We start from the raw sequence: 15,286 nt of genomic DNA, 5'->3' as shown, positions 1-15,286 counted from the left end.
AGTTCTTAAACTAAAGATACTATTTTAATTGACTTAGCAGTTCATCTACTGCCTTTTTAAGCTGCGTATCTTTATTTTTAGCTTTATCATCAGGATTATTATGTACTATGATGTCTGGTACTGCTGGACCTAACTCCATATTAGATTGAGTTGCCTTTACGTACCAACCTCTAAAAGGCATTCTAACATAGGATCCATCAATTAAACCTGTGCCTCCAGTTGAAATTACTGCTCCAAATGTTGGTATTCCTACCAATGTTCCAATTCCTAGATTTTTATAAGCATGTGAAAAGATTTCAGCATTAGAATAACTATTTTGATTACAAAGCGCAATAGATGGCTTTGTCCATGAGGCTAGAGGCAAACGTTCACTGTAGGGGTAATTTTTTATAAATTTAGTATGTTCTGTTTCTAAATTTTTAGCTGCCCCCCTTGGTACAGTATATGCATGCTGTTTTACATTCAAAACGGCCATTAAATAATCGGTAGTCCAACCACCTCCATTAAACCTTACATCTATTACAACACCTTCTTTACCTAATCCCGCAGCTGTTAATTCACGTTCAAAACGCTCAAAACTTGTCCAGTTCATACCTTGGATGTGAATGTAACCTAAACGTCCGTTTGAATATTTATCAGTTAAATGCTTTCGCGCTTTAACCCAAGCATTGTAATTTTCTGCACGATTACTGCTCTTTGGCCTGATGATAATTTCTTTTGAATTTCCCTTTCTATCTACTTCTAAGTATATTTTTTCATTCGCTGTACCTTCCAAGAATTCGTAAACGTTAGAGGATTTATCTAAATCGTTTCCATTTACCGAAGTTATAATATCTCCAATATTTATTTGACTCGCGTTTCTATCTGCAGGCATTGTAGATACCACCGATACTACTTTTAAATGCCCATTGGAAGTTGGCTCAAACTCTATTCCTAGCAAACCTGTTCTTTCACTTTGAAGGTCCTCTCTTGTTTCTACACGATACAATCCCATGTGGCTTGCATTTATTTGACCTAACATCCAATTAAAAACAGTTTGAAAATCATCCCTTGTTGATGCGTTTAACGCTAAAGGCTCGTATTTTTTTCTTAAACTCTCCCAGTCTTGCCCATGAAAATTAGGGTCGTAAAACCCATCGTTTATTGCCTTCCAAGCTTCATTAAATATTTGTTGTGATTCCTTGTTGTAATCAATATCCATCTTTGCAGAAAATGATAATGATTCACTTTTATCATTTGATAGATTAATACTAGAAAGGCTTCCTCCTCTTTTAGTGAAGTAAAGCATTGATTGCTTTTTATTAATAGAAATATTTGATGGTCGTGTACTATTCGATGTTAATGCTTTTCTATCTTCTCCGTTCCATTTTATTTTAAACAAATCAGAATCTGTATTTGCATTACCTCTACTACCATTACCTGTTGTATAATATATAGTTTTTGAATCTTTAGAAAATAATTGTCCGAACTCACCTCCAACATAAGACGTGACTTGGACTTGACGTTCGTGAATATCATCAAAATCTATAGCAACAGGTTTTACTTTTGGAGTTTTATCTTTTTTATCCTTGTCTGCTTTTTTATCTTCTTTCGTATTTTTTTCTTTAGAATCATCAATATCTTCTTCCCAATCTTCTTTAGTTTTTTCCCAATCTGCTTTGGTTAACCATGTAAACCACACATCATAATCGCTATTATTTCTGTTTGAAGAAAACATTAATTTTTTTCCATCCTGACTCCACACAGGCACTCTATCCTGTTTTGGATGCATTGAAATATTTACTGGTTTAGTGCTATTATCTGCTTGATGAATATAGATTTCAGAATTAAAATCTAAATCGCTTAAACTATATGCTAACCATTTAGAATCTGGAGACCATGATACACCTCGCGCAGTTGCCCAACCATCTAGCAACGTTTTTGTGTTTGACATTTTCCCCTTATTATCAATATTTGCAACAACCAATTGCCCTCTACCTACTGTATAAGCAATAGATTTACCATCTGGAGATAATACTAAGTTGTTTTTATCATCTTTTGTTTTAGTTAATCTTTCTATCTTATGTTTTAAGGTTTTAAACAAATCGGATTCGTTTTCATTATCAGATTTTACCAAATACATATCTTTCTGTCCATCTCTATCAGAAATAAACAGTACTGTACTATCGTTTAGCCATGTTGCATTACCATCCCTAAAAGACGATTTTGTTATATTTACTGTACGTTTTTTATCTTTTGAAGTTTCCCTAATAAAAATCTCTCCTCGTATAGTAATTGCTGCATGTTTTCCATTTGGAGAAACAGCAATATCATCAATATTACTGCTGTATGTCTTATGTACAACGGGGTCGAATCTATAATCTGAAGCAATATTTATTTTAACCTCTGTTTGGGATTTGGTATTTGCATTAATAACATAAACGCTGTTTCCTTTATTAGTTACTAAATCAGTTCCATTTCTACTAATTTGAAATGAAAAAATCCCCATATCTGAGAAGTTTGTAATTTGATATACGTCTCCCTGCTTTACACCTGAATCACTTATAGTTAACTTATAAATGTTGTACTTACCACTTCTAGAGGATTGGAAATAAATTGTGTTGTTGTCTCCCCACTGCGGATAAAAATCGTTTCCATCATAATCGGTAAGTTTTGAATAGCTATCATTTTTAATATTATATAACCACACATCTCTATTTGCAGGCCCTCTATACGCTTCTCTTTCTAATCTACAACTTCCTTTTACAAAAACCACGAATTTACCATTTGGTGAGAGTGTTGCATCAAAACCAGTAGCATCTAGATAGCGTTTTGGCGTTCCTCCACTAGCACTTACAATATGGGTTTCATATTCACGCTCTACTTGCACAAAATTTCTCCTTGTAGAAAATAGTATATCGCCATTAGGTGTGTAATCGGTAATAATATCTCTAGCAGAATGATATGTTATTCGTTTTGGAGTCCCACCATTGGTTGGCATCACATAAACATCATTATTACCAAATCGCTCACTAATAAAAGCTATAGACTTACCATCTGCACTCCAAACAGGTTTTGTATCGTAAGCTTCGTGTACTGTTAATCTTTTTGGATTTTGACCATTAACAGTTGCTGTCCAAATATCACCTTGATAGTTAAATGCAATCGTTTGCCCATCAGGGCTTATTGCTGGGAAATTAATTAAAGGGTTTTGAGCCATCCCGAAGCTTACAAACACTAGAGCAACTAGTGTAAACAGCCTTGAAGTACATTTCATTTTTATGGGTTATTTTAGTTATTCCCGTAAAAATAGAACTTGTGTACTTTAGATATGTATAAATTAAAATATGTTTAACAAAAAACAATTACAAATTGGAAGCATTCAATGCGTAAATAGCAAAACTACCTAACCAATGTCCGCCCATATAATCATCACCAAAAATACTTGGAAGCGAATAATTGATGTGCTGGTTTGCAACATGTTTTAAATGACTATATTCAGGTATATCTTCTGCTATTTTATACAAATTCCAAGCTCTAGAAAAGTTAACACCATCTAAATGCACCAAATGCCCATCTGTTCTATCAGAAACTAATCCAACTTCAATATTAAAATTTTTATTTTTCAATTGTGGTAAAAAATTATCTAACCAAACTTTATAATCTTCAAGGGGCAGCAAACGCTTCATTAATGCTGCTTCTTCTAAACAAGGTGATAAAAAATCACTCCCACTAGGTTCCCATGATATAGGACAATTTTTATCATTCTTAAAGAAAAATAATGCTCTATCTTTTATTGCTTTTTTTAAACCATCATGTCCAACAGTTTGGGCATAATCATAGGCAAAGGATAACCCAAAAGCTGTATTAGTATGTGTGCCCACTCGTAATGAGTAATTCAACTTAGGTAAATAGTCTATATATTTTTCCACGATCAAATTTGTAAGTGGCTGTAAATTTGCTTCTAACTGTTTTGCAGTTTTATCATCCCAAGTATGTAATTCTTCGGCTAGTTTTAGCAACCACGCCCAACCATAAGTACGCTCATAAGATGTATTGTGTTTCCCTTTAAAATAGGATACTTCAGCTTCTATATTTTCTTTTGAAATATTATGAAGTAATCGTTTCTTTATCTCTTCTGCATGCTCAATATCAGGAAAAGATTTTAACAAACTTACCAAACTCCAGTGCCCATGTACCGCTGAATGCCAATCAAAACAACCATAAAATGCTGGATGTAAAATTATTGGAGACTTTAAATCTTCGTCACTACCCAAAGTTTGCGAAAGTTTATTGGGATATTCTATATTGATACAATGTAAAGGTAATTCTGCTAGTTTTTTGGCTTGTTCCAAATCTAGCTTTGGTGTTTTTGTACTTATTTCAGAATTAATACTAGGTATTTCTATCGGACTGTCTTCCTTTTTTCTGGTATTGCAACTCAGCAATACAAATACTAATAATATGTAGCATACTTTCATAAGTTAAAGATAGGTATTATTGAAATTAATTGGATTAACAATTTGAGTTTAAAATAAAAGCACTTGTTTTTTAAAATGTTACCAGAAAGCATTTTATCAATTTCTTACTTTTCGACATTGTTTTTTAGTTTGTTTTTATTTACATAAAATGAATATATGTAATGACACAACAATCATAAATAATTCAACGTTCTACTTCACAAATACTATAGCATCAAGTATCTTTACGCATATTAAACCCTCAGATTTCATGAATACCTTTTTAAAGCGCATCATTTTCATATTAATAGTAGTTGCAGCTGGTATTTGCATATATTCATATTTTAACGACGGACTCCAAAAAAGAAAAAGCCCAAAGAAGAATGTAGCCTTTAAAGTTGATGACTTAAAGCTGAATGTGTTTTATAACAGACCATCAAAACGGGGAAGAGAAATATTTGGAGCCTTAGTACCTTATAATGACGTTTGGCGTACAGGCGCAAATGAAGCTACAACTTTTGAAACCAACAAACCTCTTAAAATAGGTAAAGGTTATATACAAGCTGGAAAATACACACTTTGGACAATACCAAACGATACTGCGTGGACGGTAATTTTCAACTCAAAACAATACCCTTGGGGTGTAGACCATGTAACACACAAACCTCTTAGAGAGGCGCAATTTGATGTTATTAATTATATAGCTCCTGTAGAAAATCTAGATACAACCGTAGAACAGTTTACTATAGCTTTTGATAATTCTACCGATAAACTGTTCATGACTATGGCTTGGGACGATATACGTATCAAGGTACCATTACGACAATAAAAAACACTCCTAGATTAAAATGTATTTCCTGTTAAATTATCTTCTCGTAAATACAAAAAACTAAATAAAATACTATCTTAGAGACACATACTCTTAACTTGTGGCAAACAGAAAAAAAACAGCTTTAAAACAAACCGTTGGTGTTTCTAACTTTGAAACAGTTAACACAACTTCTACATCTAAGTTTAAATCTAAACGTACGAAATTGTTGGATTCTGATAAGTTGGTTAAAAGTATATTAAATCGTAACACTACAGATTTAAGTAGAGCCATTACCTTGATAGAAAGTACAAACCCCAAGCATCAGGAACAAGCTAATACGATTTTAAAGCAGTGTTTACCACATTCAAACAAATCTATAAGAATAGGTATAACAGGAGTACCTGGTGTTGGCAAAAGTACTTTTATAGAGGCATTAGGAAAATATTTGACCAAACAAGGCAAACATGTTGCAGTTTTAGCTATAGACCCGAGTAGTTCTGTAACTAAAGGAAGTATTTTAGGTGATAAAACAAGAATGTCATCCTTAGTAAAGGATAAAAATGCCTATATACGTCCTTCCGCTTCAGGAGATTCTCTAGGTGGTGTTGCCAGAAAAACTAGAGAAACTATTATTTTATGTGAAGCTGCTGGTTTTGATATTATTTTAATTGAAACCGTTGGAGTTGGGCAAAGCGAAACTGTAGTACACAGTATGGTAGATTTCTTTTTATTACTTAAGCTAGCTGGTGCTGGAGATGAGTTGCAAGGTATTAAACGTGGTATTATTGAAATGGCTGATGCTATTGCCATAAACAAAACCGATGGCGACAATAAAAAAGCTGCAAATTTAGCTAAAGTTGAGTTTAGTAAAGCATTACATTTATATCCACAAAAAGTTTCAGGATGGACGCCAAAAGTTGCTTTATGCAGTGCATTACATAATGAAGGTATTACTAGTATATGGCAACTAGTTTCAGATTACATAGAACTTACCAAAAGCAATACCTATTTTGATAAAAAAAGAAATGAACAAAATAAGTATTGGCTCATTCAAACTATTGAAAATCGATTGAAATCAGACTTTTTTGGTAAGGAAGATGTAAAAACCGCTCTTAAAAATCAATTAAGGCTTATTGAAAATAATGAAGTTACACCTTTTGCTGCCGCTGAACTTATTTTAAACCTTAACAAATCGCTCTAAAAGGTATTGTGATAATTTATAAAACAGAAAACCTGAAATGGCTCCAAAGGTTAAGCCACAAACAATATCTAAGGGATAGTGTACTCCAACATAAATACGACTGTAGGCTACAATAGCACTCCAAAACAATAGTACAAAAATTAAATTCTTGTAATAAGACCGTAAAGCTAAACCTGCAAAAACTGCTGCTGCCATAGAATTTGATGAATGCCCAGAGAAAAAACCATATTTACCACACCGTACAGCAATAAATCGTAATTGATCTGCCAAGTCTGAAACACCACAGGGTCTTGGTCTTTCAAAACCTCTTTTAAACATATTAGTTACTTGATCTGTAAACGTTATCATTAAAGCTACAACAACCACAAAAACTAATAATGATTTTGCTCCAAACTTTTTATAAAGTAAAAATAAAAGTATAGCATACAAAGGGATAAATGTAAGCTTATCAGTTATTATCAACCAAAGCGTATCCCAAGGTTCAGATCCAAGGTTATTTAAAAATAAGAAAAGTTCGGTGTCGTATTCTAAAAGTTGCTCTATCATAAATTAAAGCTATTCGTCATATTTTGCTATTTCTGAATCATAAAAATCAGTTGCTAGTTTAATAGCATTTTCTGTCTCAGTTGCTAATTCGTTTTGGTCTTCAGCATCAAAATCCTCAAACCATTCCACTTCATCATTTTCAAGATTAATAATAAATCTTGGAAACTCAGTGTGAATTACAAAAATAGAATTTGGATACTCTGTATTATCTCCTAATATAAATTTTGGAAGTGTCATTTATTTAAATTTATTCTAGCAAAATTAGCTTTTTCGTCAAAAAATTAAATCGAATATACAATAAAATTGCTGCTGCAGTTAATCCTGCCAGTAATCCAATCCAAACACCTATACTACCATAGACATCAGCTTTTCCTAAAAACCATGAAACCGGAAAACCAATTACCCAATATGCTACAAATAATAATAGCATTGGAACTTTTACATCTTGTAATCCTCTTAATGCCCCTAAAACCATAACTTGAATACTATCACTTATTTGAAAAACTGCTGCAACAAGCAATAACTTTGCTGCAATTTTTAGTACTTCTATATTATCTAAAGCATTCTCAACATCATTATAATCTAAATATAGTTTTGGTAATTGATTATGAAATATTAAAAATAAAACAGCAAAACTAACCGCTATAATTAATCCAAATAAAAAAATTGAAAATGCTATACGTCGTAACTCCTTATATTGTTTTAACCCTTTTTGATTACCCACACGAATCATAGCTGTAACACTTAATCCCATAGCTACCATAAACGTCATGGAAGCTAGGTTTAAAGCAATTTGATTAGCTGCTTGCGGGTTCTTGCCTAACAAACCGCTTAACCAAATAGCAGCAGTAAATATTGCTACTTCAAAAAACATTTGCATTGCACTTGGGAAACCTAAATTGAATATTTTTTTAAGCATTACCTTTTCTAAAACAAAAAACTTTATGCTAGAAACGTAATATCTAGAATTTTCATCTTTCTTTAATAAAAACCATAAATAACCAACCATTATAATTCTAGAAGCCAATGTGCCATAAGCTGCACCTACAATACCTAATTGTGGTACTCCAAATTTCCCAAAAATCAATACATAATTTAATACTATGTTAACAAGATTTGCTATTAGGGTAGCATACATAGGGTATTTTGTCATGGATAGTCCATCACTAAATTGTTTAATACCTTGAAAAATAATTAATGGGATTAATGAGAATGCAACCAAATCTAAATATGGAATAGCTAGTTCTACAACTTCAATTGGCTGTTTCATAAAATACATAAGTGGTTTGGCAAAAAGCACCATTCCAAATAAAACCACACCTAGAACTGTACACAAAAACAAACCATGTTTAACGTATGATTTTCCTATTTTAAAATTTTGTCCTGTATCCGCTTCAGCTATCAATGGCGTTATTGCTGTTGAAAAGCCTATACCTAAAGACATGGCAATAAACATAAAACTATTCCCTAATGAAACAGCTGCTAATTCTGCAGTACCTAGTTGCCCAACCATAATATTGTCGATAAAACTCACGAAGGTATGCCCTAACATTCCTAGCATTACGGGAGATGCCAATTTCCAATTGTACTTAAACTCTTTAGTATAGTTTTTTAATTGCATTATGCAAAAGTAAAATTTCCAAATTTCAATACCCAATTATAGTTTATTAACAAATGTTAATAAAATTTATTTAAAAAATCTTATTTAAATTGAAGTATATTCATACATTTGAAATCAAAATAATCCTATTCTTTTTTTTAGGGTAAAGGAATATGGGTTATTGAGAAACATTTTATTTTTAGATTAGGGATTAAAGAATTAATGAACATGTTTCTAAAACTAAAAGGGGAAATTTAAATTTCCCCTTTTTAATTAACATTTTTTTCTGAAGAACAGACCTCCACTTTTTATATATTGCTTCATACCAAATTCATTTTTTATGAAGGCACATTTTATGTTTCTGTCAATATTTCTGTGTAGCATAAACTTCTTTCTGGCACAGCAAAAACCACAGCCATTTCTATCAAAAATTGTAAAACAATTTCCTAATGTTAGAGACATTGCTATTTCTCCAGATGGTAGTGAAGTTTTGTTCTCCGCCCAAAGTGTTATGGGAAACCTTTCTGCAATCATAGAGGTAAAAAAGAAAAACAATGAGTGGAGTTTACCAAAAATCACTTCTTTTTCTGGCCAATATTTTGATTTAGAACCTTTTTTCTCGAAAGATGGACTAACACTTTATTTTGTGTCAACAAGACCAAAACCAAATTCTAAAAATGAAGAAAAAGATTTTGATATATGGTATGTAACAAGAGATACGTTAAGCGATTCATGGTCTGTACCAATAAATATAGGGTATCCAATAAATACAGTACACGGAGAATTTTATCCTTCAATTGCAGAGAATGGTAATTTTTACTTTACACGAGATAACCCAGAACTTAAACGAAAAGACGATATTTATGTAAGTAAGAAAGTTGATGGAGTATATACTGAGGCGATAGCATTATCAGATAGTATTAATACTGTAAGTTATGAATACAATGCGTTTGTTGCTCCTGACGAGTCTTATCTTATTTTTGGAGGATACAATCGTAAAGATGGCTTTGGTAGTGGAGACTTGTATATTAGTTACAATACAAAAAGCGGATGGAGTAAGGCTGAAAATTTAGGTAAACAAATAAATTCTAATAAAATGGACTATTGTCCTTTTGTTGATGTTAACAATAAAACACTTTATTTTACTAGTAAAAGAGATGCTACAAATGTTGAACTAGATAAAGCACTTACTACTAAAGAATTATTATCTGAGCTCTATAAATATGAAAATGGATTGAGTAGGTTGTATATAGTTAATTTTGAAAATAAACTATAGTCTTTTATAGTTTAGACATTTCAATTTTAGCAAGCTCAAATTCATTAACTATATTAGAAACTATAGTTTTTACTGGTTTAATATCATGAATTAATCCAGATATCTGACCAATTTCTAACTCGCCCTCATCTAAATCTCCCTCAAACATACCTTTTTTCGCTCGTGCTCTTCCTAAAAGTACTTTTAGCTCTTCTACTGATGCCCCTTTTTTATAAAGTTCTTGTACATCATTGTAAAACTTATTTTTTATAAGTCTTACGGGAGTTAATTCTTTCAAGGTTAACTGAGTGCTTCCTTCTTTTGCATCAACAACAACATTTTTAAACGCACTGTGTGCGGAACTCTCTTCACTGGCTACAAATCTACTACCAATTTGTACACCATCTGCACCTAAAACCATACATGCTAACATAGCTCTTCCTGTGGCTATACCTCCTGCAGCTATCAAAGGTGTATCAATCTTTTCTTTTACCATGGGTATTAGCGTTAGTGTAGTTGTCTCATCTCTACCATTATGTCCACCAGCCTCAAAGCCTTCTGCTACAATAGCATCTACACCGGCTTCCTGTGCTTTTAATGCAAACTTAATGCTACTTACAACATGTACTACTATAACGCCTCTGTCTTGTAACCACTTTGTCCAAGTTTTAGGGCTCCCTGCTGCTGTAAAGACAATTTTCACACCTTCTTCAATTATAATATCCATTATTTTTTCAATATCTGGATATAACATCGGCACATTTACTCCAAATGGATGTCCTGTTGCTTTTTTACATTTCTGGATATGGGTTTTAAGTACTTCAGGATACATAGAGCCTGCTCCTATTAAACCCAAAATTCCAGAATTACTTGCTGCGGATGCCAAACGCCAACCACTATTCCAAACCATACCTGCTTGAATAATTGGGTATCTTATATTAAAGAGTTCTGTAATCCTATTTGGCATTATTGTTTTATAATTTTTATGGTTTTCGACACATTATTCATATCAATTTTTGCTATGTATAGTCCGCTGGAAATAGAAGATATATCAATTTTATTATTCTCAGCAGAGACTAAAAAAGAGTTTACCCTTCTTCCTAATATACTATAAATGCTAATTATAGCTGAAGCATCTTCAGAGGAAAGGTTTACAAAAAGAACATCTTCAACTGGATTTGGGTATAAACTAATATTTAAATCATCTTCTGTTTCAGATTCATCTGAAAGTGAGACATTTAAAGCTGACTGTAGATTAGGAATGCCGTATCCTAAAAAATTATCTGGTGTATTATATTGTGAAGCTGAAGCTCTTACCAACTCCATGAGCTCTGCATTGGTTTTATCAGGAAGTGCTTGCCATAAACACGCTATACCTCCAGCCAAAATTGGCGCACTAAATGATGTTCCATTAGCTCTAGCAATAGTATTGTTCTCTGTAATCACATAGCTTAAACCTCCTTGAGCTACCACATCTGGTTTTTGAGTAATCTGGAATTGTGTTCCAACAGAACTAAAACTTACGTAATTACCAGATTCATCCACCGCTCCAACAGATAGTACATTAGGCGAATCTGCAGGAGCTGTAACTCCCCAATTACCTGAATTACCTGCTGAAGTTACTAGTAAAAGCCCTTTCTCAAACGCTATATTTGCGCCTTTGGTTATAAATGCTGTATTACCATTCATATCTGATGGTTCATAATCGTATTTAGTACCATCAAAATCTGAATATCCTAAAGATGTATTTATAATATCTACCCCTAAACTATCTGCTACTTCTGCTGCTTCAACCCAATAACTCTCTTCTGCAGGAGTTTCACTAGTAGCATCTTCAGTAATAAACAAATAGTATGAAGCATCTGGAGCTGTGCCTACAAACTGGTTTTCTATGTAACCAGCTATATCACTTAACACTAAGGTCCCATGGTTACTTGTTGTTGCTGTATAGACATTATCATCTCTATTTACAAAATCATACGTTCCTAAAATAAGACCTTCATCTCTAGCTCTTTGAAACGCTGTTATTGTATTTACATTTGGAAAACCTGAATCTAATATTGCTATAGTAATACCAGAACCAGTATAATTGAGTTCATGTAACTTATCTCCGTTAAACATTTCAATTTGATTAGCAGCATTACCATAATTGAAATTTGTTAAAACACCTTCCAATTTTAATTCTTGCTTTTGATTTAAAACTTTTGTTGTATTTAAATCTCTACTTGCAAAATCAATAGTACTCACAAAACTTAAATTTGTTAGTGCTTCAATATTTATTTGGCTTCCTCTAACATGTACTGCATTAAACCACTTAGATTTAGCCAAAACAGTAATTCCATTTGCACTCTTTATTTGATCTATGTAGTTTTCATTTACTGGAACATCACGAACGTCAATTAAAATATTGTGTCTTTGCTTTCTATTTATAGCTTTTTGGGAAAGGATAGTTATAGGATTCGCTATGGAGCTGGCAACATTTTCCTTATCTGTGAAAAATACCCAAGCATCTTCTTGAGCATATAGAAACAGTTGCACAAAAAACAACAGTAAAAAAGTGTGTATCCTTTTCATAGCAAAATGATTTGGAATCACTAAGTTACGAAATAACTCCAGAACCTATAAGCTCGTCGTTAATATACCATGCTGCAAATTGCCCTTCAGTAATAGCCGATTGTAATGCAGTAAATTCTATATATAGTCCATCTACAACTTTATGTAGTATGGCCTTTTGTAACGGTTGCCTGTACCTAATACGCGCAAGAACCTCCATTGTTTCATTTGTATCTAATGTTAAATCTTCACGTATCCAATGTAGTTCTTCATTAGAAATAAAAAGTGCTTTCTTTAAAAGCCCAGGATGATTCTTACCTTGTCCTGTATATATTATGTTATCTTGAATATCAGTATCAATTACAAAAAGCGGTTCAGGTGTTCCACCAACTGCTAAGCCTTTACGTTGTCCTTTTGTAAAGTAGTGTGCCCCTTGATGCTTTCCAACAACTTTACCATTGTTTATAGTATATTCAATTTTTCTCGATAAATGTTGAAGTTCTTTTTCTTTAGAGTTAAACTCTTTTTTCTCGTTGTTATATATAGTATCACTTTCTGGAACCTCTACAATTACTCCTTCTTTTGGTTTAAGCTGTTGTTGCAAAAAGTCAGGTAGTTTTACCTTACCAATAAAACAAAGGCCTTGAGAATCTTTTTTTTCAGCTGTAACTAAATCTAGTTTTGCTGCTATTTCTCTAACTTCAGGTTTTGTTAGTTCTCCAATAGGAAATAAAGCTTTAAACAGTTGTTCTTGTGACAGTTGACATAAAAAATAAGACTGGTCCTTATTATTATCGATTCCTGAAAGCAATTGATAAATCTCTTCGCCTCCTTTTTGTATACTAGCTTTTCTACAATAGTGCCCTGTGGCGACGAAATCTGCTCCAAGCTCTAATGCAATATCCATAAACACATCGAATTTAATCTCTCGATTACATAATACATCTGGATTTGGTGTTCTACCTTTTTCATATTCATCAAACATGTAATCTACAATACGTTCTTTGTATTGCTCGCTTAAATCTACAGTTTGAAAAGGAATATTTAATTTATTAGCAACCAACATGGCGTCATTACTATCATCTAACCACGGGCATTCATTAGATATAGTAACAGAATCATCATGCCAATTTTTCATAAACAAGCCAATAACTTCATAACCTTGCTCTTTTAATAGGTAAGCTGCAACACTAGAATCTACACCTCCAGAAAGACCAATTACAACACGTTTCATTTAATATATTCCTTCGTTTTAAGGGTACAAAGATACATAATCTAATGACTTATATTGTTCAGCACAAGTACCGCATTTAATACAAAAATCATTATTTGTTTAATTTATTTATCTTTGTAAGAAAAATGAAAATGAATAGAATAAATGCTAAAATTGTTAGTTGTTTTTTAACTTTATTTTTAGTCTTATCCTGTACTAATGACAGAAATAGTTCTGATATACCCACTGGTCCTACGCCAAGTACAATCTCAGAACTAGTTTTTGTTAATACAAGATTGAGCCTACTAACTGAAGCTTTAGATAGAACTGGTTTACTCCAAACATTAGACATTGAAGGACCTTTTACCCTTTTTGCTCCCCCTAATGAAGTATTCGAACAATTTTTACGAGAAAATAGCTATACTGATTTATCTGAAGTACCTGTAGACTTATTACGAAACATCTTATTAAATCATGTAATTGATGGAGAGTTTGTTATAACTGATCTTTTTTCATTATCAATTAAAACATTAGCTACTCAAAATAATTCAGATTTAAATCTTAGTATGCTTATAGATGATTCCTCAGGAGGCTTCATTATAAATGGAGAAGTAAGCATAGATATAAATAATTTTGACGTTAGAGCAAGTAATGGTATAATACACATTGTAGATGGTGTTATAAACTTACCTACTGTTGCTACCTTAGTTAATGCAAATCCTAACTTGACTGCTTTAGCAGGAGTATTACCTTCAGAATTAATAAACACACTTAGTAGTGAAAGTAATTTTACACTTTTAGCTCCAAATGATAACGCATTTGCTAATACTTCTGAGATACCATCTGGAGACACTCTTGCTAATTTATTATCGAATCACGTTATTAATGATAATTTATCATCTACAGATTTTGTAGCAATGGGACCTACCTACTCTAAATCTATGGGGACTTATTTAGATACTAATAGTTTAAGTTTATATCACAGAATAGACGATAATGATGACTTAGTTTTTAATGGTATATCAAAAGTTCAACAAGCTGATATTGTTGCTACCAATGGTATTATACACATAGTTGATGAAGTAGTGGCTATACCAACTGTTGTAACATTTGCTACAGCAGATCCTGATTTTTCCACATTAGTCTCTGCTTTAACAACATTAACACCTGAAACCTCTTTTGTAGATATTTTATCTAGAACAGAAACTAATAATGGAGATATGATTAACCCTCCATTTACTGTTTTTGCTCCAACTAACATGGCTTTCGATGCTATTACTGTACCTGAGGAAGGCGTCTTAACCGAAGTATTATTACACCACGTTGCTAGTGAGGTAAATATAACTTCAGGAACATCAACACAAAACGGAAGCTCAACGGTAAGTACTCTAGAAGGTGATAATTTAATAATTACACTTCCAGGAACAGACAGCAACATTGCTGATGTAACTGATGGTTCTGGAAACACAGATTTGGGTATCATAAAAGTAGATATTCAAGCGGGCAACGGTATAATACATGTTTTGAATAAAGTAGCAATACCTAATTTAGATTAAATAATATACTACTATACCAATTTCATTAAGCTTTCCTAAATAAACATACTACGTAGCTTACCATCCTGCTATTTATATATAATCAAAATATATTAAATTACGATATTTAAAA

12 protein-coding genes are annotated in these 15,286 nt (G+C 32.5%); 4 read left to right on the top strand and 8 right to left on the bottom strand.

Going from position 1 to position 15,286, the window contains the following annotated elements; all coding sequences use genetic code 11:
• Positions 1–19: 19 nt before the first annotated feature.
• Both EYD46_RS14870 and EYD46_RS14865 read right to left on the bottom strand, forming a co-directional pair.
• Entirely contained in the window at positions 20–3,256 is a 3,237-nt protein-coding gene (locus EYD46_RS14870) for a S41 family peptidase (RefSeq protein ID WP_130937963.1), read from the bottom strand.
• Between the two features lie 88 nt (positions 3,257–3,344).
• Positions 3,345–4,460 (bottom strand): DUF2891 domain-containing protein, encoded by a 1,116-nt coding sequence (locus EYD46_RS14865; RefSeq protein WP_130937962.1) that lies wholly within the window; start codon positions 4,458–4,460, stop codon positions 3,345–3,347.
• Between the two features lie 250 nt (positions 4,461–4,710).
• Here EYD46_RS14865 and EYD46_RS14860 point away from each other — a divergent pair, with 250 nt between their 5' ends.
• Both EYD46_RS14860 and meaB read left to right on the top strand, forming a co-directional pair.
• Positions 4,711–5,268 (top strand): DUF2911 domain-containing protein, encoded by a 558-nt coding sequence (locus EYD46_RS14860; protein ID WP_130937961.1) that lies wholly within the window; start codon positions 4,711–4,713, stop codon positions 5,266–5,268.
• Between the two features lie 100 nt (positions 5,269–5,368).
• Entirely contained in the window at positions 5,369–6,451 is a 1,083-nt protein-coding gene (gene meaB, locus EYD46_RS14855; RefSeq protein ID WP_130937960.1) for a methylmalonyl Co-A mutase-associated GTPase MeaB, read from the top strand.
• Here the strand turns inward: meaB and EYD46_RS14850 are convergent.
• Genes EYD46_RS14850 through EYD46_RS14840 form a run of 3 tightly spaced genes read right to left on the bottom strand, consistent with a single transcriptional unit; the run spans position 6,428 to position 8,618 of the window.
• The gene (locus EYD46_RS14850; RefSeq protein ID WP_130937959.1) at positions 6,428–6,997 is read right to left on the bottom strand and encodes a phosphatase PAP2 family protein; all 570 of its coding nucleotides are present in this window, start codon (positions 6,995–6,997) and stop codon (positions 6,428–6,430) included. The two genes, meaB and EYD46_RS14850, sit on opposite strands and share 24 nt — an antisense overlap.
• Positions 6,998–7,006: 9 nt before the next feature.
• Positions 7,007–7,234, bottom strand: a complete 228-nt coding sequence (locus EYD46_RS14845) for a hypothetical protein (RefSeq protein WP_130937958.1) — start codon at positions 7,232–7,234, stop codon at positions 7,007–7,009.
• A 10-nt stretch (positions 7,235–7,244) separates the two neighbouring features.
• On the bottom strand, positions 7,245–8,618 hold the full coding sequence (locus tag EYD46_RS14840) for an MATE family efflux transporter (RefSeq protein WP_130937957.1): 1,374 nt from the start codon (positions 8,616–8,618) through the stop codon (positions 7,245–7,247).
• A gap of 319 nt (positions 8,619–8,937) precedes the next feature.
• Between EYD46_RS14840 and EYD46_RS14835 the strand changes: the two genes are divergently transcribed.
• A complete protein-coding gene (locus tag EYD46_RS14835; RefSeq protein ID WP_130937956.1) occupies positions 8,938–9,873 on the top strand; it encodes a TolB-like translocation protein in 936 nt (311 codons plus the stop codon).
• A 4-nt stretch (positions 9,874–9,877) separates the two neighbouring features.
• Here EYD46_RS14835 and EYD46_RS14830 read toward each other — a convergent pair whose 3' ends face one another.
• Genes EYD46_RS14830 through mnmA form a run of 3 tightly spaced genes read right to left on the bottom strand, consistent with a single transcriptional unit; the run spans position 9,878 to position 13,639 of the window.
• Entirely contained in the window at positions 9,878–10,819 is a 942-nt protein-coding gene (locus EYD46_RS14830; RefSeq protein WP_130937955.1) for an NAD(P)H-dependent flavin oxidoreductase, read from the bottom strand.
• Positions 10,819–12,426, bottom strand: coding sequence for a S8 family serine peptidase (locus tag EYD46_RS14825; protein ID WP_130937954.1), 1,608 nt, complete (start codon positions 12,424–12,426; stop codon positions 10,819–10,821). Before EYD46_RS14825 ends, EYD46_RS14830 begins: the two co-directional genes overlap by 1 nt.
• A 25-nt stretch (positions 12,427–12,451) precedes the next feature.
• On the bottom strand, positions 12,452–13,639 hold the full coding sequence (gene mnmA / locus EYD46_RS14820; protein ID WP_130937953.1) for a tRNA 2-thiouridine(34) synthase MnmA: 1,188 nt from the start codon (positions 13,637–13,639) through the stop codon (positions 12,452–12,454).
• A 131-nt stretch (positions 13,640–13,770) separates the two neighbouring features.
• On the opposite strand from mnmA, the gene EYD46_RS14815 reads away from it, so the two are divergent.
• Positions 13,771–15,174 carry a fasciclin domain-containing protein gene (locus EYD46_RS14815; RefSeq protein WP_165454394.1) on the top strand — a complete coding sequence of 468 codons (1,404 nt, stop codon included), beginning with the start codon at positions 13,771–13,773 and terminating at the stop codon, positions 15,172–15,174.
• Positions 15,175–15,286: the final 112 nt, after the last annotated feature.

The organism is Hyunsoonleella pacifica (assembly GCF_004310335.1).
Taxonomy (GTDB): domain Bacteria; phylum Bacteroidota; class Bacteroidia; order Flavobacteriales; family Flavobacteriaceae; genus Jejuia; species Jejuia pacifica.
The sequence above is the reverse complement of the archived record's forward strand: the minus strand, read 5'-3'. Positions and strand labels throughout refer to the sequence as shown.